Origin of the sequence: Tolypothrix campylonemoides VB511288_2 (assembly GCF_045999855.1) — a bacterium.
GTDB lineage: Bacteria > Cyanobacteriota > Cyanobacteriia > Cyanobacteriales > Nostocaceae > Scytonema > Scytonema bouteillei_A.
In genome coordinates, this window is sequence record NZ_JBFPMW010000003.1 from 239,416 (window position 1) to 260,074 (window position 20,659).

Sequence of the window (20,659 nt, forward strand, 5' to 3'; positions counted from 1 at the left end):
ATTTAAATGTGTTGACTTTAAAATGCTCATAAGGTTGTCATTTGTGAAGCGATGCGTAGCAATAACTCCTTTCGCCTACAGTTTTAGATAGTGAATTTTGCTATTTTCACTTCTAAAGATCTCAAAGAAATTAAATGTACGATACTTTTAGGCTCGTAGTTGCGTTTTAGCGCTGTAAATTAAATGACTAAGTGACAATCGGTAGATATTCATTTTCACAATTTCTAATAACAAAAAATAAGGATTGGTAAGGGTATGCAACTATGCGCCAATATTTAAGATACTTATCTCTTTTTTGCTGTAGCTTGTTACTAGTACTCTTCTTTGGTCAGGTCAATGGCTATACCTTAGCCCAGAAAGTATCGCCAGAGGATGCTACTAGCGTAACTGCGATCGCTTTTAGTCAAGATGGGAAAAACGTAGCAGCTGGGTTTAGGGATGGGCGAGTCTTAGTGTTCGATCCAGAGACTGGAAAAGAAAAAAAAGCCTTGCCAGGACACCTAAATACTCCCGTCACCGGAGTGGCTTTTAATCCACTCAGCAACAATCTAGCTAGTGTGGGGAGGGACAGTGTAGCCCGAGTCTGGAAGCCAGACACTGGAGAACAAACCAATCTTCTCCAAGCACACGAAAACCCACCCAGAACGATTGCCGCCAGTCAGGATGGGAGGATTTGGGTCACTGGAGCCGAGGATACCCGAGTCGATGTCTGGGATATCCAAACTGGCAAACTACAGCAAATTTTTGAAGGTCATACAGGCTTTGTCAACAGTGTTGCCGTAAGTCCCGATGGAAAGACTGTGGCAAGTGGAAGTGATGACACCACAATTATCTTGTGGAACCTAGAAACTGGAAAGAAACGTAAAGTTCTACTCGGTCATACGAATGGAGTCACTTCCGTTGCTTTCAGCCCAAATGGAACACTTTTGGCTAGTGCTAGCAACGATGGTACTGTTCGTCTTTGGGATGTGAATAGCGGTACTGTGGATCGGGTTCTTAGAGGTCCTACTAAACGTATTAGGACAGTAGCTTTTAATTTAAGTGGCACCGTTGTAGCAGGTGGAGGTGATGAAAATAACATTTTCTTGTGGAGTCTACCAAGCGGTACGCCACTTGGCACACTTCGGGGGAATAAGTCGATCGCTGGAATTGCTTTTAATCCCGTAGATAGCGATACCTTAGTGAGTGGAGATAATGCAGGTGAGATCGTTCTGTGGGACACCCTCAGAGGTCAACAGAAAAAAATCATTCAAGTACCGCCTAAAGGTCAGGGACAGAAAAATCAACAAAAAATTCAAAAAATTCAAAAATCTCAAGCTTTAATCAATTCAGATCGTCTAAGTTCGTTAAACAAAACACTTCTTGCATCCGTACCTTCACCTCCAGGTGGGCCAATCCTTATTGTTACGAGTGGGTCTAATCCCTTTGGAAACTACTACGCTGAAATTCTACGAACTGAAGGGCTCAACTCGTTCAATGTCAGCGATATTTCAGCAGTGTCAGCAACGACGCTTGCAAACTATGATGTTGTCATCCTTACCGACCTTAGTCTTTCATCCCAACAAGTAACAATCTTTACTAATTGGGTGAATGGTGGTGGCAATCTCATCGCGATGCGTCCTGACAAACAGCTCGCGAGTTTGCTCGGGCTGACAGATACGGGTAGTACCCTCTCAAACGGCTATTTGCTAGCAGATACTTCAAAGCCCGCAGCTAATGGAATTATCAACCAGACTATCCAGTTCCATGGAACCGCCGATCGCTATACTTTAAATGGTGCTACAGGTATTGCCACGCTTTACACAAATGCGACCACAGCAACCACAAATCCTGCTGTCTCATTACGCAGTGTCGGAAGCAATGGCGGACAAGCAGCTGCATTCACCTACGACTTAGCACGTTCAGTCGTCTACACGCGCCAGGGAAATCCTGCATGGGCAGGACAAGAACGGGATGGATTTTCTCCCATTCGATCCGACGATCTGTTTTTTGGTGATTCTCAGCCAGATTGGGTTGACCTTAACAAAGTTGCAATACCCCAAGCAGATGAGCAACAGCGCTTACTGGCAAACCTCATCATCACAATGAATCTTTCTAAAAAACCGTTACCGCGCTTCTGGTATTTCCCAAATGGGAAAAAAGCGGTTGTGCTGATGACAGGGGACGATCATGGCAATGGGGGAACTGGGCCGCGCTTCGACCAATTCAATGCTAGCAGTCCAGCTGGTTGTTCGGTTGACAATTGGGAGTGCATTCGGGGGACTTCATATGTCTATCCCACTCCTGGTATGCCCTTAACAAACACTCAAGCAGCTGCTTATGATGCTCAAGGGTTTGAAATTTCATTACACGTTAATACCAATTGCAGTGACTTTACACCTGCATCTCTTCAAACTTTTTACACGCAGCAATTAAATGATTTTGCTAACAAGTACCCAAGTCTACCAGCACCATCAACCCAAAGACATCACTGCTTGGTTTGGAGTGATTGGTCTAGCACACCAGAAGTAGAACTCAATAAAGGAATACGACTGAACACCACTTATTACTACTGGCCGCCCTCTTGGATTCTCGATCGTCCCGGCTTCTTTACTGGTAGCGGTATGCCCATGCGTTTAGCTAAACAAGATGGGACAACGATTGATGTTTATGAAGCAAATACTCAAATGACTGATGAATCCGGACAGTCATACCCCTACACCATCGATACTCTATTGGATCGAGCGTTAGGGTCAGAGGGATATTACGGTGTTTTCAATGTCAATGCCCATACTGATACTGCAAACTCGTCAATCTCGGATGCAGTTGTTAATTCTGCCAAAACTCGCAGCGTACCCGTTGTTTCCGCTCAGCAGTTATTGACTTGGTTAGATGCTCGCGGTAACTCCTCCTTTGGTTCATTGGTATGGAACAACGGCACTTTGAACTTTACTATTACCAAAGGAACGGGTGCTAATGGTTTACAGGCAATGTTACCCAATCAAGTTGGCGGTGCGCCCCTCAGCTCGATTACACGTAATGGGACTCCCGTTAACTTTACTACGGAAACCATTAAAGGAATTGTGTACGCAAGGTTTGCAGGCGAGACAGGTTCATATGTCGCTACATACGCTGCCGATACTGTTCCTCCAACAGTGACTTCAACATCCCCTAACAACAATGCAATAAATGTAGCAATTGGAACAAACGTTACAGCTACTTTTAGCGAAGCGATCGCACCAACAACCATTAACACAAATACTTTTGAATTGCGTAACTCGGCAAACGCCCTAGTAAGTGCAACTGTCACTTACAACGAAGCAAATCGTACTGCAACGCTAATACCAACAACCTCCTTAGCTGCAAATACAACCTATACAGCCACTCTTAAAGGCGGAACAACAGATCCGCGTATTAAGGATTTGGCAGGCAACGCCTTGGCTACTAGCTACACATGGTCATTTACTACAGGAAGTTTACCCTGTCCTTCCGAACAACCCTGTAGCATCTGGAATAATTCAGCGACACCAAGTAATCCATCAGAAGCAGATTCCAGTGCTATTGAAATAGGTGTCAAATTCCGCTCAGATTTCAATGGATATATAACTGGTATTCGCTTCTACAAGGGTAGCGGCAACACGGGAACTCACGTCGGCACTCTCTGGAGCAGCACCGGGCAACAACTGGCAAGAGCAACATTCAGCAACGAGACATCTTCAGGTTGGCAACAAGTTAACTTTTCTACTCCAGTTGCGATTACAGCCAACACCGTCTATGTAGCGTCCTACCACACTAACGTTGGTAGATATGCAGCCGATAAAAATTTCTTTGCGAGTTCTGGAGTCGATAATCCACCATTATATGCTTTGCGTAATGGGGTAAGTGGAGCCAATGGTTTATACAGCTATGGTTCCAATCCTATTTTCCCGACTAGCTCCTATCAATCTAGTAACTATTGGGTAGATGTGGTATTTGCCACTAATATTACTCCCGACACAACCCCACCAACAGTGACTGGAAGCACTCCTGTAAACGGTACAACTGGTGTCAATCCCAGTACAAGTGTCACCGCCACCTTTAGCGAACCAATAGATATAGCCACAATTAACACCAACACTTTTGAATTACGCAATGCTAGCAACACACTCATACCCGCTAGCGTCACCTATGATGCTGGAACTCGTACTGCAACCCTAACACCAACTAGCCCGCTCGCTACTTCTACGACTTACACTGCTACGCTTAGAGGTGGTAGCACCGACCCCAGAGTCAAAGATGTATCGGGAAATGCTTTGGCACAAAATTACACTTGGTCGTTTACTACAAGCAATACATCATTTGTAACTATCTGGAGTAATTCAGCAACTCCAAGTACAGTCAATACAAATGACTCGAGTGCAGTGGAACTGGGTGTGAAATTCCGCTCCAGCCAGAACGGTTACATTAAGGGTCTTCGTTTTTACAAAGGTTCGCAAAATACCGGAACTCACGTTGGTACCCTATGGAGCAATAGCGGACAACAGTTAGGAAGGGCAACTTTTGCTAACGAAACTGCTTCCGGTTGGCAGGAAGTCTACTTTACAACTCCTGTCGCGATCGCAGCCAATACTGTTTACGTAGCTTCTTACCACACCAATGTCGGTTTTTACTCTAAAAATGAAAATTACTTTACCAATTCTGGTGTCAGTAATTCCCCATTGTATGCACTCCGCAACGGAGAAAGTGGATCTAACGGTATCTACAGATACAGCGCTACCCCTGTATTCCCCACCTCTACTTATCAATCATCTAATTATTGGGTAGATGTCATATTTAGCACAACACCGTAGCTAAAAATTGTAGAGGCGTTATTTCCAACGCCTCTACAATTTTCCCTTCTGCCTTCACTCAAGGATAAATATTCATGCCTACCTACTTAAATAAGTTATGAAAATTTCTACCTAGGGCAGGCAATACTCACCACATAAGGTTTTTTGCAGGCGATGCCCACCTGACTACGTATATTTCAAAAATTAAATAGGAGCCCCATACATATACCTGTATTCAAGCAATCAATACATAGAAATCATAAAAATTACATCACAGTCCTATCAGTAACTTGAACAAATCTAATGAAGAAGTTGCTCAAAAATATATTACTGATGATGCTCGCAATTTTAGTTGTCTTGCAACTAAGTGTGGGCGATCGCGTGCCAATGCAAAAAGTGCTTGCTGCAGATCCGTGTACTTCACCTGCTAACTCAATTGTTGCTGAAAACTGTAAAGCAGGGAATCCTGCGTCTGAGTGGGATATTAGCGGTATTGGAGATTCAAGCATTCAAGGATTTGCCACTGATATTAGTGTGAACCGAGGGCAAACCGTTTCCTTCAAAATCAAAACCCCTGCTCCAAGTTACCGCCTTGATATCTATCGTATGGGATACTACGGTGGACAAGGTGCTCGTAAAGTAGCAACAGTTAACGTACCGCAAAACCAGACTCCCAGCCAGCCGAACTGCATCAATAACGCAACGACTGGACTTATTGATTGTGGAAATTGGGGCGTGTCGGCATCATGGAATGTTCCAGAAAATGCCACGTCGGGAATTTACTTTGCCAAAGCAGTGCGTACTGATACTAGCGGAGCCAGCCACATAGTCTTTATTGTCCGAGATGACTCCAGTACTTCCGATCTACTTTTTCAAACTTCCGATACAACTTGGCAAGCATATAACAACTACGGTGGCAATAGTCTCTATACAGGTTCGCCTGCGGGTCGAGCTTACAAAGTGAGTTACAACCGCCCTTTTAACACCCGTATAGTTGATAACGGTCAAGATTGGGTATTCAACGCTGAATACCCAATGGTGCGTTGGTTAGAAGCTAACGGATATGATGTAAGCTATTTTACTGGTGTAGATAGCGATCGCTTTGGCGATCTGATCCGCAATCATCAAGTTTTCCTATCGGTAGGTCACGACGAGTATTGGTCTGCTCAACAGCGTGCTAAAGTTGAAGCCGCTCGAAATATAGGTGTTCATTTAGCATTCTTTAGCGGTAATGAAGTTTTTTGGAAAACTCGTTGGGAAAACAGCATTGATATTTCAAACGCACCCTACCGCACCTTAGTTTGTTATAAGGAGACCAAAGCAAATGCGGCGATCGATCCAGAACCAACAACTTGGACTGGAACTTGGCGCGACCCCCGCTTTAGCCCACCCAAAGATGGCGGTCGTCCGGAAAATGCCTTAACGGGTACGCTTTTTACTGTCAACGATGGGGCAACTACAGCTATACAAGTACCAGCGGAAGATGGCAAAATGCGCTTCTGGCGCAATACTAGTGTTGCAACTCTTTCTCCAGGAACAACTGCCACACTTGCCAATAGCACGCTGGGTTACGAATGGGATGAAGATATAGACAACGGCTTTCGACCCTCAGGCTTGATTTGGTTGTCCACAAGGACTGTTAACAATGCCCCTGTTCTTCAAGATTACGGGTCTACTTTTGGGTCTGGTACAGCTACCCACCATTTAACACTGTACAGACACAGTAGTGGTGCTTTAGTGTTTGGTTCCGGAACCGTACAATGGTCATGGGGTTTGGATATCAATCACGATCGCAGACCATCAGGTGCAACCCCAGATGTGCGTATGCAACAAGCAACTGTTAACTTGTTTGCGGATATGGGTGTACAACCGGGCTCTCTCCAATCTGGTTTGCAATTAGCAACTCCCTCTTTTGACTCCACTGCTCCCACTGCAACAATATCTTCACCAACTGCCAGTACAACAGTGCAGCTCAATAATCCTATAGCTATTACAGGTACAGCAAGCGATACAGATGGCGTTGTTGGTGGTGTTGAGGTATCAGTTGATGGTGGAACAACATGGCATCTAGCTAACGGTCGTGCTAACTGGAACTACACTTGGACACCCACAACGACTGGGACAGTCACTATCAAAAGCCGTGCGATTGATGATAGCGGCAATATCCAAACACCTGCAACGGAAGTAGCCATTGCAGTTGGCGATCGCGCCTGTCCGTGCAGTATCTGGAACAGTTCCGTGACTCCCGGATTGATAACAACTCAAGACTCAAATGCAGCAGAACTGGGTGTGAAATTCCGTGCCAACCAGAATGGCTACATCAGTGGCATTCGTTTTTATAAAGGACCGCAAAACACGGGAACCCACGTTGGTACTTTGTGGAGCAGCGGAGGAACGCAATTAGCGAGGGCGACATTCAGTAACGAGACATCTTCAGGCTGGCAGCAAGTTAATTTTGCGACTCCAGTACAGATTACTGCCAATACTGTTTACGTAGCGTCCTACCACACGAGTGTTGGTAAGTACTCCAAGAACGAAAATTTCTTTACCAATTCGGGTGTGAACAGTTCGCCCTTGTATGCACTTCGTAATGGTGAAAGTGGTGCCAATGGTGTGTATATTTATCGCTCTACCCCTACCTTCCCCACCAACACTTACCAAGCCAGTAACTATTGGGTAGACGTAGTCTTTACTACCAATGTTGCGCCAGACACTACCCCACCAACAGTAACAGCCAGCACTCCTGGTAATGGTACAACTGGTGTCAGCCCCAGTACAACCATCACCGCTACCTTTAGCGAAGCGATAGATACAGCTACACTTAACAGCAACACCTTTGAGTTACGCAACGCCAACAACACACTTGTACCTGCCACCATCACCTATGATGCGGGCAATAGCACTGCTACACTCACACCAAGCAGTCCCCTTGCAACTTCCACAACCTATACTGCTACACTCAAAGGCGGTAGCACCGATCCAAGAGTAAAAGACTTAGCAGGCAATGCCCTAGCACAAAACTACACTTGGTCGTTTACTACAGGCAACGCATCATCAGTAACAGTTAGCATTTGGAATAACACAGCAACTCCTAACCTTATTACAGAAAATGACCCGAGTTCAGTGGAACTCGGTGTGAAGTTCCGCTCAAGTCAGAACGGTTTCATCAAAGGCATTCGTTTTTACAAAGGACCGCAAAATACAGGAACTCACGTTGGTACCCTATGGAGCAGCAACGGTCAGCAGTTAGCAACGGCAACCTTTATTAACGAAACTGCCTCGGGTTGGCAGCAAGTCAACTTTGGGGCTCCGGTCGCAATTACTGCTAATACTGTGTATGTCGCTTCCTACCACACCAATGTCGGTTTCTATTCCCAAGACGTAGGATATTTTGCTAACTCTGGTGTAAGTACTCCACCTCTGTCTGCACTCCGTAATGGTGAATCTGGACCTAATGGGGTCTATACCTATAGCAGTAATCCTGCTTTCCCCACCTCCACTTATCAATCAGCTAACTACTGGGTTGATGTCATATTTAGTACAACGAACTAATCGTTCGTTCGATCTTTAAAACTTTACCAAACAAAAGCGAGTCCGGGGGCTCGCTTTTTTTATTGTCGAGCCAATTCCACAGATTTGTGTCCCATAACTTATACAGCGATCGCAGTCTTAGACTTACCCATTTTGAAATATGTAACCGATTTTCTATAAGAGGAATATGCAGATGCCCGCTCAAATTTATCATCTGATTGCCTTTCTTGTTGCTGCTGTAGTTGTTCTCTGGACAACTCCTGATGTTAGAAATTTTGGCATCAAAAGCGGACAAGTAGATAAACCTAATGAACGTAAAGTTCATCAACGTCCAATGGTGCGACTTGGAGGAATTTCTATCTTCGCAGGTACTATTGCCTCCTTGTTAGTAATTTGGGCATTAGGTGGATTTGGAAATTTGTCAACTGAAAAAGAATGGCAAATATTGGGAGTCATCCTCGGTGGTGTGGGCTTTTTTCTGATCGGATTAGCAGACGATTTGTTAAATCTATCTCCTATTGCACGACTTATGGTACAGATAGTTGTCGCAACAGGTGCTTGGAAAGCAGGTGTCAGTATAGATTTTTTGAGCATTCCTACAGGTGGGCTAGTTCAGCTGGGCTGGTTGAGTTTTCCCGTCACAATTGTGTGGCTTGTGGGAATGGTTAATGCAATTAATTGGATTGATGGTTTAGACGGCTTAGCTGCTGGGGTATCGGGAATTGCATCTGTGGTTATGTTGGTTGTGGCGTTATTTATGCAGCAACCCGAAGCAGCTTTAATAACTGCAGCCCTTGGTGGTGGGGCATTGGGTTTCCTCCGTTATAACTTCAACCCCGCACAAATCTTTATGGGAGATGGTGGGGCTTATTTTATGGGATTTACCCTTGCAGCCGTGAGTGTAATTGGTTTGGTTAAAACGGCTGCTGTGACTGCAGTCCTATCACCTTTTCTCATTCTGGCAGTCCCAATTATAGATATGTCAGCAGTGATTCTACTGCGAGTTCTTCGGGGAAAATCACCTTTTATTGCAGATAAAAGCCATTTACACCACAGACTGTTAAGGGCTGGGCTGTCGCACAGAAGAACTGTTTTATTTATTTATTCTTTAACCTTTTGGGTTGGGAGTTTGGCATTAGTTATTGCGGGGATACCAAATAGCATTGCTTTTGCTTGTGGTGCTACTTCTTTGCTGACCTACAACAGCTTGAAAGTCCGGAAGAACTCCGAGCAATCCTAGAAAAAAACAATATTAACCAACTTCAGAATAAGTATACTCAACTTCCCTTTGTCCAACTACTTCAGGAGCACGGACTCTCAAACTCATTTGTTCGGCGCGAATAGTTAAAAAAGGTTGACCCAAACCAATCTCCGCAAAAGGGCTTTCCGCCGGAACTTCTAATTTGGAACCGACTAGTCCCAAACGCGATTCCATTTCCGCTGAAAAGCAGAGTAAATTGGTATTTTTGGCGCTAAAACTAGAAGCCCCAAACCACTGTGGCCATGCAAAAAGTGGCTTTTGATAGTTGAGAGTACATAATGTTCGCTCTCCCTGGCGAACAGTAATTTGTTCGCCTTTTTCCCAAGTGAACTCTGCTATTTCTTTGGGTAATCCCCAAATTTCTCGACCACCCGCAACTGATTCTGGATTGTCTACATATATGTGGGAAACCCATCCACCAACTTTTCCTTGATAGCCCACAACCGCCGGAACTACAATTAACTCGCTATACTCCAATTCAGAGCCTTGTCCGTAATAGGATAGATATACACCACCAAGAGTTTTACCGGGTAATACGGTAATGATTTCTAACTCTTTGGGTATCAGGTGACGCACTCGCTGAATCTCGATCGAATGTCCGGTTAGGAGAGCGTAGCCATTCAGTATCCAAGGTGCTTGTGGGTATGCCATTGTTTGCTAGATATGAATAAATGACTTGGTGCTACTGAACCCGTGTTCAAGCAGTACCAGGTTTAATATAGAAGCTAGCTTGCGATCGAGCACCTTACTCTGGGTACAAATTTATTAATAAGTTCGTTGTCATAAATGAAAGTTAAGCGGTTACCGATGACTGTCTTGTAGTTTCAATACTTTTGCGTTCCACTTAGCTATATGCTCGTTTGCTTCTTTATATAGAGGACGCCCTTCTGTAATTAAGCTAGCTTCATTAATTGCCATCTGTAGAGATATCAAATCATTGCGACTTGCAAGTTTTTTAGCTTGATCGAGTGAGGAGCGATCGTCAACAATTTCTATATTTTGTCTGATATCAGCAATCAGTTTTTGTGCTTCATCATAATAACGACCATAACTGACCATGCTAGCCTCGCTAATACCATCTATCATCTCTTCAACTTTTTGAGACTTCGCTAGGTTCCTAGCTTTAGTTAAATAAGCAACATCTTGTGCTTCTTGCTCTTGCTCCCAATTGTCTATTTTCTCCGTTTCTTGTTTGGCTATTGATTGACGATATCTTTCTTCTTCTGCAGCTTGTTCTTCCTGTTTTTCTCTAATATCGTGAATTTGCGCTACTAATTCTTGATACTTAGTTGTTTCCCAATAATCGTTCCCTATTTGTAAGAGTTTTCTAGCTTCAGTTAGTGCTATATAAGAATTATTTCGCTCGTCTTTCTCTAGTTTGGCTATAGCATTTTCATAAATGACTGAAGCTTTTGACCATACAGATCTCCATTGTTTAATTCTGTTATCTACTAACTTATAAGTAGAAACATTGTGCGGAATATTTTTAAGAATATCAACGGCTCTATCTATATCTCCCTGTTGAAATGCATTTTCACCCAATCGCAATATTGCCTGAGACCACTGTTCTATGAGCTGTTCGGCTATTTGATGTTGGGGATGCGATGCTTCTATATTACTTACTAATTCTATGGCTTGAGTCAACTTCTCTACATCTTGTTCGTCCGCGATCGCTTTGCCACAATAGAGAATTGTAGAGGTAGAAGTTTTACTTGATTCTGATAAACAATCGGGAAGTTCTGGTAACTGAAAGAGTTGAGCGAGACCCCATGCGCCCGCACCAACTGGAAATGATAATGTTATAGCAATCCAAACCCACCATTTGAGAACTGGAAACCACTGCTGCACATTCATTTGTCTGTTCATCTAGAGTACAAACCCTTAGTTGTTAATATTCAGTGTTCCCATTTTTTAATAGATGTTGCTAAGAAAACCGTATAAAGTAATATCAATTTTTTAAATAAGTGTCTGAGACTGCTTGGTTAAAATTTGTTAGTAGTTGGCATATACGTAGAGACGCTTTCAGTCAGCGCGTCTTTACAAAGGTTATTGCCAAGCGGGTTTGCCTTAACCAAGTCATGTTGAAATAGTCGCTGCATAAGATTTTTACAAAATTTGAATATGAAAAACTGTAAAAAAATTACCCATCCAAGAGTATCTTGGATGGGCATTCTGAATTATATGAAGGGATTGGAGGCTAGGAAATCAATCCTCCGTTCCCAATCACCAATCCCCTTAAATTACTTAGACTCGGTGAAATCAGCATCAATAACATCATCACCGCTACCACCTGAGGAAGCACCGCCATCAGAGGGGTCTGAGGGAGCACCAGTTGCAGAAGCACCGCCACCTGCTTGTTGATATATGTTGCTACCAACTGCAAAAAGTGCTTGTTGCAATTCGGGCATAACCTTCTTGATTTGCTCGTCGTCTTCCTTAGCGACAGCTTCGCGCAAATCTTTAACCAAACCTTCTACTTTGGTCTTGTCAGCAGCAGGAACTTTATCGCCTAATTCTTCTAACTGCTTCTCAGCTTGGTATGCTAAGGAATCAGCTTGGTTCTTGCGGTCAATTTTCTCCCGACGCTCTTTATCAGTAGAAGCATTTCTCTCAGCTTCATTGACCATGCGCTCAACTTCGGTCTTATCTAGGGTAGAAGCACCAGTGATGCTAATGGATTGCTCCTTACCAGTACCTTTGTCCTTAGCCGTTACGTTGAGAATACCGTTGGCGTCAATATCAAAGATAACTTCAATTTGAGGTACACCGCGAGGTGCAGGGGGAATACCATCAAGACGGAAGGTACCCAAGCTCTTGTTATCATTTGACATTTCCCGTTCACCCTGGAGAACGTGAATTTCCACGTTGGTTTGACCGTCCACGGCTGTCGAGAAAACTTCTGACTTCTTGGTAGGAATGGTAGTGTTGCGAGGGATAATCTTGGTCATGACACCACCCAAGGTTTCAACACCCAGAGACAGTGGTGTTACGTCTAACAGCAAGATACCAGTCACATCACCGCCAAGCACACCTGCTTGAATTGCTGCACCAACAGCTACCACTTCATCAGGGTTTACGCTCTGGTTGGGGTCTTTGCCCAACACGGTTTTCACAAGTTGCTGTACTGCGGGGATACGGGTAGAACCACCCACTAATACAACTTCATTAATATCGTTTTTGCTTAACTTCGCGTCACGCAGTGCATTTTCTACAGGAACGCGACAGCGCTCAATGAGGTCAGCACAGAGTTTTTCAAACTGAGTACGCGTCAGTGTCATGTCCAGGTGTTTTGGTCCATCCTGGGTAGCAGTGATGAAAGGCAAGTTAATTTCTGCTTGGGTAACGCTAGAAAGTTCGATCTTCGCTTTTTCTGCTGCTTCAGTCAGACGTTGCAAAGCTTGTCTGTCTTTACGCAATTCGATCCCTTCTTGCTTTCTGAATTCTTCTGCTAGGTAGTCAACAATTTTCTTGTCGAAGTCGTCACCACCAAGGTGGGTGTCTCCAGACGTTGCTAATACTTCAAAGACGCCGTCACCCACTTCCAGAATGGATACGTCGAAGGTACCGCCACCAAGGTCAAATACAAGAATGGTTTCTTGGCTCTTCTTATCAAAACCGTAAGCCAAAGAAGCGGCTGTTGGTTCGTTGATAATCCGCAAAACTTCAATACCGGCTATCTTACCTGCATCTTTAGTTGCTTGGCGCTGGGAGTCGTTAAAGTACGCAGGAACGGTAATAACGGCTTGAGTTACGGTTTCACCAATATATTTGCTGGCATCTTCTACCAGTTTGCGGAGAACTTGTGCTGAAATTTCCTCAGGTGCAAACTGTTTGCCCGCTACGGGACAGTCTAATTTTACGTTACTGTTGCTGTCGCGTAGAACTTTATAGGAAACTTCAGTCGCTTCATGGGTAATTTCATCAAATTTACGACCAATGAAACGCTTCACTGAATAAAATGTGTTTTCAGGGTTCATCACTGATTGGCGCTTTGCAATTTGACCAACCAAGCGATCGCCATTTTTTGCAAACGCTACGACTGAAGGTGTTGTCCGAAAACCTTCTGCATTCGCAATTACTGTAGGTTTACCACCTTCCATAACTGCTACGCAGGAGTTTGTAGTACCTAAGTCAATTCCAACTACTTTTGCCATTGTAGGTGCTGGCTCCGTATAACTACAAGAAATTTAAAGAGAGTATTAAGGACTAAATCTTGAACTAACTGAACGAGAAAGCAGCCAGTCCAGCAAGAATTCCTTATGATTTGACGTACTGCTGATATATATACTGAGCCGATGTAGCCAGTCCATGAAGGGTGGTTTTCCGAACTATATTAGGGCGGTTATGCCTCTATGCTGGTTAATAAGACCACTGAGTGATTGGCGATCGGCGTTCCGTCACTCATCTAATGTATGAGAATTAATACTGAAAACAATTAGGGTGAACCGTATCCCTCATGTGGTGTTTGCCGTCTTTTAACAATGGTTAGTAGTTCGTTCGTAGCTACTTATCTACCACTAACCACTAACCATTTACAATAGAAAAACTTCCCTGCTTGTTGCTCGATTTATGGTTACGCTGTCTCCTAGTTTAAAAGCTAGACTTTCGACTCCTTTAAAAATTGGTTCGGTTGAGATCAAAAGTCGCGTCCTCCAGTCGCCTTTGTCTGGAGTGACTGATATGGTATTTCGGCGGCTGGTGCGTCGTTATGCACCAGAGTCAATGATGTACACGGAGATGGTAAATGCCACGGGCTTACATTATGTTAAGCAGTTGCCCAAAATCATGGAGGTAGACCCGAACGAGCGACCAATTAGCATTCAGTTATTTGACTGTCGCCCAGATTTTTTGGCAGAAGCAGCGGTGAAAGCAGTTGCAGAAGGTGCTGATACCGTTGATATTAATATGGGTTGTCCGGTCAATAAAATTACTAAAAATGGAGGTGGCTCTTCCTTACTGCGTCAGCCAGAAGTGGCTGAAGCCATCGTTCGAGAGGTGGTCAAATCGGTTAACGTACCTGTGACCGTCAAAACCCGTATTGGTTGGAACGACAAAGAAATTACAATTCTGGATTTTGCCAAGCGGATGCAGGATGCAGGAGCGCAAATGATTACGGTACACGGTCGTACCCGCGCCCAAGGTTATAACGGGAATGCGCGTTGGGAATGGATCGAACGCGTTAAAAATGTACTTTCAATACCCGTGATTGCAAACGGGGATATTTTTTCGGTTGAAGCTGCACTGAAGTGCTTGGAACAAACTGGTGCTGATGGGGTGATGTGTTCCCGTGGAACTTTGGGTTATCCGTTCTTGGTTGGAGAAATTGATTACTTCCTCAAAACTGGAGAACGTTTACCACCGCCTACTCCAATTCAGCGTTTGGAATGCGCTAGGGAACATTTGGAAGCTTTATATGAGTACAAAGGTATTAAAGGTGTCCGCCAAGCACGCAAGCACATGACTTGGTATGCTAAAGGTTTTGTTGGTGCTGCCGATTTACGCGGACAGTTGAGCGTAATTGAGTCGGTTCAGCAAGGTGTAGATTTAATTAACAATGCTATTGAACTCTTGACTCAAGGTTACGAACCGGAGGAAGAAACGGCATCTGATTTTGCAATGGTGTAATCATAGTCTCACGACTTACCTGTCCAAAATTGATCGCGAAGCAGTTAAGCGAGGAATGTTTCAGGCAAAGTTATTCTTTGAGATGTCATACTTGATTTAGCAACTGAAAATACTCATCTCTGGAAATTCCAGCTGTTTTCAAGTTATTTCTGATGATTGAAACAGGAATTTCATCGTATGTTGGGATTACAACTGGTCTAGAGCTACCCTGTTTGACGTAACAACGATGACTCCCTTCTTGTCGCGCAAATTCAAAGCCTGTAGCAAGAAATACCTTTTCAAGTCGTTGCCAAAAAATAGGTGTGATTTTCGGCATTAAGAAACACCTACTGTCACAAAATGCTTTTCAATCGCCACCAAATCGGGGCTTACCCAGTTTCCATCCTGCAATTTGTAGCCCGTTTCTTCAAGAATTTCTTCTAAAGTACCCATAGAGGCTGCGGTAACTAGAAAAAGGTGAACTGCCTCGTCTAAAGCAATTCTTGCCGCCTCAGGTGTCTGCCCTGAACTCATAACATCTAATGGTATGGCATGAGCTACAAATTGCGAGTCTTCTTTCCAAATTTGAACTGTGTAGTTAACGTACATTTTCCTATCCTGTCTTCACAATTAAGTACTGCCGCCACTGCCTGAATTTTAATTATCGCTTCAACTGTACTGGGCAGAGTCGCGTGTTCGCCCGCACTTACGTGAATTTGAAATGCTGCTTTGGGCAAAGTAACAGAAGCTGTTAAGTGGCGTTCGCAAAGCGTGCCGGAGGCAATCGCCCCTTATGGATGTAAGAAACCTTGCGATTTCTGAGGAGAGGGATAATTCCATTTGCCACCTACTTGATTTCGGGAGATCGGACATATATTCTGTGAATCATTACCATTTCTTACTCCCAAAGTCAACACCCCAGTCTGCGACCACTTCATTCCCATGCAGAGTACGAGCACGAAAGTAAAAACAAGAGAAAAAGGCAATTTTGCTAAATGAAATTAACAAAAATTTGGTAAAGAAATGTGAAGAAAAAACGAGCACGAAAATAGGCAGATTGCAAGGCTGATAAGTCACTCACTGCGGTACTCTAGATAAAGTGAATTTATCTCCTGGCTTTACATACTTTTTTATGACATCTGTTGTTTCCAGTTCCATACGCACAATTCGCATTGGTTCTCGTAAAAGCCAATTAGCACTCGTTCAAACCCATTGGGTACAAGAACAACTCCAGAAACGTTTTCCAGAAATTTCTTTTGAAGTTCACACCATGGCTACCCAAGGTGACAAAATTCTGGATGTTGCCTTAGCCAAAATTGGCGATAAGGGATTATTTACTAAAGAACTTGAACTGGGAATGCTGAATCAGGAGATTGATTTTGCCGTTCACTCTCTAAAGGATTTGCCCACACGTTTACCTGAGGGATTGGCACTAGCGGCTGTTACAGAACGTGAAAATCCAGCAGATGCACTTGTCGTGCATGAAAAATATAAGGATAAACAAATTGATACTTTGCCAGAAGGCGCAGTGATCGGAACTTCTTCCCTCAGACGACTGGCACAATTGCGGTATCATTTTCCTCACCTCAGTTTTAAAGATGTACGGGGAAATCTCAACACGCGCATGTCTAAACTGGATGCTGGCGAGTACGATGCTCTGATTTTGGCTGTTGCAGGCTTGGAACGATTGGGAATGAGCGATCGCATTCATCAAGTTTTGTCCAAAGAAGTGTCTCTTCACGCTGTAGGACAGGGCGCTTTGGGGATTGAATGCCGTGCTGATGATGCTGAATTGATATCGCTGCTTAAAGCCATCGAACATCCAGAAACACGCGATCGCTGTTTGGCAGAGCGAGCTTTCCTGCGCGATTTAGAAGGTGGCTGTCAAGTTCCCATCGGTGTCAATACAGAAATCAACGGTGATACTTTAACTCTAACGGGTATTGTTGCCAGTGTAGATGGAAAAAAACTAGTCAAAGATACAGTCTCTGGAGAGACTGAAGATGCAGAAAAATTAGGAACGGAACTTGCACAAAAGGTGAGAGAGCAAGGAGCACAAGAAATTCTCAACGAAATCTTTGCTGAAATCCAAAGAAATTCTTAATTTAATCTGCTAGCAATGTGATTAGATCAAAGGAAGTTACCGTTGTACGGCAGTAGGGTGGGTATAACCCACCAGTAATGTCACGGTGAGTCATGCCCACCCTACCGCAGAGTTTAAACTAGGCAGAGCTGGGGAAATACAGATTACCATGCGGATTCTATTTGTTGCGGCTGAGGCAGCTCCCGTTGCCAAAGTTGGAGGAATGGGTGATGTTGTCGGAGCACTACCTAAAATCCTGAAAAGAATGGGGCACGATGTACGAATATTTTTGCCCTATTATGGCTACATCTCAGACAAGTTAGACGTTCCAAAAGACCCTATTTGGAAGGGATTTGCCATGTTCCAAGACTTTGCGGTATACGAAACCGCTCTGCCTGGTACTGATATTCCTTTATATTTGTTTGGACATCCAGCATTTTGGCCGCGAAAAATTTACGGTGGGGAAGATGAATTCTGGCGGTTCACGCTATTTGCCAACGGTGCTGCTGAGTTCTGCTGGAACTACTGGAAGCCAGAAATTCTCCACTGTCACGATTGGCACACAGGTATGCTCCCCGTGTGGATGCACCAATCTCCTGATATCACCACTGTTTTTACGATACATAATCTGGCATACCAAGGTCCCTGGCGTTGGTACTTAGAAAAAATTACTTGGTGTCCTTGGTATATGCAAGGACACAACACAATGGCAGCAGCGGTGCAGTTTGCAGATAGAGTCACTACTGTTTCCCCCACGTATGCCGAGCAAATCAAAACAGCTGCTTATGGCGAAGAGTTAGAAGGCTTGCTGTCTTTTATTAGCGGGAAATTATCCGGGATTCTTAACGGTATAGATACTGAAGTTTACGATCCTGGTAATGATAAATATATTGCTCAGACTTTTACACCCGATACCCTAGAAAAACGCCGAGCTAACAAAGTGGCTTTGCAGGAAGAAGTAGGTTTGGAAGTCAATTCTAATGCCTTTTTGCTGGGAATGGTGACGCGTTTAGTAGAGCAAAAAGGCATTGATTTGGTGCTGCAAATTCTAGATCGTTTCCTGGCATATACTGATGCACAAATTGTAATTTTGGGAACAGGGGATAGATACTATGAAAGCCAACTATGGCAAATGGCATCTCGGTATCCCGGAAGAATGGCAACTTACATACTATATAATGATGCATTAGCTCGTCGCATCTACGCAGGGAGTGACGCCTTCCTCATGCCAAGTCGATTTGAACCTTGTGGTATCAGCCAATTGATGTCTTTACGCTACGGGTGCGTACCAATTGTTCGCCGTACAGGGGGACTGGTTGATACTGTCTCTCACCACGATCCGATGACAGAATCAGGGACTGGTTATTGTTTTGACCGATACGAGCCGTTGGATCTTTTTACCTGCTTAATCAGAGCCTGGGAAGGTTACCGTTACAAACCTCAATGGAAAGAACTTCAACAACGGGGTATGAAAGAAGATTTTAGTTGGTATCGCTCTGCCAAACAGTACGTAAATTTATATAGGTCAATGTACGGCTTACCGGAGGAAGAAGACGAACCAATTCTACAAACACAATCAGACACGCAAATTAATGAGGAAGTTGTGACGGTGGCTGCATTACCAGAGTGAATAGCGAACAGCGAACGGCGAACAACGACCTGTTAAGGAGGATAAAAATACCGTAAAATTACCTTAATTGCCAAACATTTAATCACGTAGGGACACAACAATGTTGTGTCCCTACAAAAGCTAAGGATACAAACCCGTACAGATAAGCTTTTCTGACTTTAGAAGTCAGAATTGATGAAGGAAATATTGCCCTAAATTAAATTTTTTGTAAACATTACGGTTCTGCTTGGGAACAATATCAAAGTGCATTCTGTTACCTGTCATTGATTGAAAAAACTAACTTTTTCCACTCGGTATTTTGGCAAGACATTCCTTCTCCGTACACCTATAGTGGTAGCCAATCTTAAGATAACAACTGACTTACAAATTTATTCAGATGACTAAGTCAATGTTGTTGTCGTAACACTGTAACAGCAATCCTCAAAAAACACTCTGAACCATTTTTCCTCTGGGGTGGAAACTAATGAAAAAAATAACTTTGTCTCGTATTTGTGGTTGTGGCTTATCTGGACTATTATCCTTTGTGGTCCTGCTAGGTACAAATAATCGTGTTCTTACAGAGGAAATTCAAGAGTTCAGCATTCCAGAAAATTCAGTTCCTCCCAACTCGGTTCCTCCCAATTCAGTTCCTTATAATTCAGTTCCTCCCAATTCTGTTTCTCCACACTCTACCTCTCCAAACTCCCTCTCTGCTGGAATGATTTGGCCCACTCAAGGCGTTATTTCTCAAGGGTTTCGCAAACGGTTTCATGAAGGCATTGATATTGCCGGACCAGTTGGAACTCCTATTTTTGCAGCAGCTAGCGGTGTAGTGATACACTCCGGCTGGGAAGATACGGGACTTGGCAATGCAGTTAATATTCGACATCCTGATGGTCGCATCACAGTTTACGGTCACACTCAAAAAGTGTTAGTCCGCACGGGACAAAAAGTCGAACAAGGTCAGATGATTGCCAAAATGGGATCTACTGGCAATAGCTCTGGACCTCATCTGCATTTTGAAATTTATCCCAACGGTCGTCTTGCTGCTGACCCCACACGTTTTTTACCACCATTAATTGCAGGAAGGATACCCCCGCAGAAAATAGCAGCATCTCCTACTTATGGTAGAAGATACGATCCCGGTTCTGGTGGAACGTCATCATTCATGGGAAGACGTCACGTCTCACCTTCACAATCAATGTCTGTACCGGGTGATTTTCCCAAACAGGAATATTCTCCTGACAATTTTGATGCTGAACCTCCCGAACCCGTTAATGCTGAATGCAGTGGGAAGACAGTCCTAGAAGGAGAAACAGTGAGCGTTCATGTCAAGGTGTGCTATGAGGACGGACAGCTTTTCTATATAGGACAAAAGAAAGAATACCCTGGTAGTCCCATTAAGATACCAGCCCGGCAGATTGGCGGACAAACCTATCAAGCAAATAACGGCAGTTTCTGGTATCGTGTCAGCCCTCAAAAAGTAGAAGTTTGGCAAGATGGCAACCCCTATCCTATCCGTTCTGACAGATTTGACAGACCAAATGTTTCCGGAGGTTGAAGAAAAAATTGGGACAAGGAGGACAAGGGAGACAAGGGAGAAATTGCTACTACAGCAGGCGCGTAAATCAACCAAGGATCAACAATTGCTCAAAAATTGCCCGATCGCTTTTTGCTTCTTCACTTTAGGTTTCCTCTGCCTTCTGTCTTTTTTAAAACTACCTATCTGTCAGCGATCTAAATCACATTTTCTGAATATTTTTGCGATCGCCAGCATAGTATGG

General features: G+C 43.9%; 12 protein-coding genes. 7 read left to right on the forward strand and 5 right to left on the reverse strand.

Annotated elements, in window-relative coordinates; translation table 11 throughout:
* Nucleotides 1–263: 263 nt before the first annotated feature.
* The 3 genes from AB0756_RS09925 to AB0756_RS09935 all read left to right on the forward strand — a co-directional run bounded on the left by AB0756_RS09925 (nucleotide 264) and on the right by AB0756_RS09935 (nucleotide 9,558).
* Entirely contained in the window at nucleotides 264–4,808 is a 4,545-nt protein-coding gene (locus tag AB0756_RS09925; protein ID WP_038081147.1) for a DUF4082 domain-containing protein, read from the forward strand.
* Nucleotides 4,809–5,090: 282 nt separating this feature from the next.
* Entirely contained in the window at nucleotides 5,091–8,339 is a 3,249-nt protein-coding gene (locus tag AB0756_RS09930; protein WP_038081145.1) for a N,N-dimethylformamidase beta subunit family domain-containing protein, read from the forward strand.
* A 172-nt stretch (nucleotides 8,340–8,511) separates the two neighbouring features.
* Complete coding sequence (locus AB0756_RS09935; RefSeq protein ID WP_038081198.1) at nucleotides 8,512–9,558, forward strand: glycosyltransferase family 4 protein; 1,047 nt, start codon at nucleotides 8,512–8,514, stop codon at nucleotides 9,556–9,558.
* A gap of 12 nt (nucleotides 9,559–9,570) precedes the next feature.
* On the opposite strand, the gene AB0756_RS09940 is transcribed toward AB0756_RS09935, so the two are convergent.
* From AB0756_RS09940 to dnaK, 3 genes are all read right to left on the reverse strand, one after another.
* Nucleotides 9,571–10,230, reverse strand: a complete 660-nt coding sequence (locus tag AB0756_RS09940; RefSeq protein ID WP_038081143.1) for an acetoacetate decarboxylase family protein — start codon at nucleotides 10,228–10,230, stop codon at nucleotides 9,571–9,573.
* Between the two features lie 150 nt (nucleotides 10,231–10,380).
* Nucleotides 10,381–11,445, reverse strand: a complete 1,065-nt coding sequence (locus AB0756_RS09945) for a hypothetical protein (RefSeq protein WP_038081141.1) — start codon at nucleotides 11,443–11,445, stop codon at nucleotides 10,381–10,383.
* A gap of 374 nt (nucleotides 11,446–11,819) precedes the next feature.
* Nucleotides 11,820–13,733, reverse strand: a complete 1,914-nt coding sequence (gene dnaK, locus AB0756_RS09950) for a molecular chaperone DnaK (RefSeq protein WP_038081137.1) — start codon at nucleotides 13,731–13,733, stop codon at nucleotides 11,820–11,822.
* A 415-nt stretch (nucleotides 13,734–14,148) separates the two neighbouring features.
* On the opposite strand from dnaK, the gene dusB reads away from it, so the two are divergent.
* Nucleotides 14,149–15,204, forward strand: coding sequence for a tRNA dihydrouridine synthase DusB (gene dusB / locus AB0756_RS09955; protein ID WP_038081134.1), 1,056 nt, complete (start codon nucleotides 14,149–14,151; stop codon nucleotides 15,202–15,204).
* An 85-nt stretch (nucleotides 15,205–15,289) separates the two neighbouring features.
* Here dusB and AB0756_RS09960 read toward each other — a convergent pair whose 3' ends face one another.
* Together AB0756_RS09960 and AB0756_RS09965 are read right to left on the reverse strand one after the other, a co-directional pair.
* Nucleotides 15,290–15,520, reverse strand: coding sequence for a type II toxin-antitoxin system HicA family toxin (locus AB0756_RS09960; RefSeq protein ID WP_038081132.1), 231 nt, complete (start codon nucleotides 15,518–15,520; stop codon nucleotides 15,290–15,292).
* Complete coding sequence (locus AB0756_RS09965; protein WP_038081130.1) at nucleotides 15,520–15,792, reverse strand: hypothetical protein; 273 nt, start codon at nucleotides 15,790–15,792, stop codon at nucleotides 15,520–15,522. Before AB0756_RS09965 ends, AB0756_RS09960 begins: the two co-directional genes overlap by 1 nt.
* A gap of 523 nt (nucleotides 15,793–16,315) precedes the next feature.
* Between AB0756_RS09965 and hemC the strand changes: the two genes are divergently transcribed.
* The 3 genes from hemC to AB0756_RS09980 all read left to right on the forward strand — a co-directional run bounded on the left by hemC (nucleotide 16,316) and on the right by AB0756_RS09980 (nucleotide 20,436).
* On the forward strand, nucleotides 16,316–17,287 hold the full coding sequence (gene hemC / locus AB0756_RS09970; RefSeq protein ID WP_038081128.1) for a hydroxymethylbilane synthase: 972 nt from the start codon (nucleotides 16,316–16,318) through the stop codon (nucleotides 17,285–17,287).
* A 148-nt stretch (nucleotides 17,288–17,435) separates the two neighbouring features.
* Complete coding sequence (gene glgA / locus AB0756_RS09975; protein ID WP_038081126.1) at nucleotides 17,436–18,896, forward strand: glycogen synthase GlgA; 1,461 nt, start codon at nucleotides 17,436–17,438, stop codon at nucleotides 18,894–18,896.
* A 463-nt stretch (nucleotides 18,897–19,359) separates the two neighbouring features.
* Nucleotides 19,360–20,436, forward strand: a complete 1,077-nt coding sequence (locus AB0756_RS09980; RefSeq protein ID WP_038081123.1) for a M23 family metallopeptidase — start codon at nucleotides 19,360–19,362, stop codon at nucleotides 20,434–20,436.
* Nucleotides 20,437–20,659: the final 223 nt, after the last annotated feature.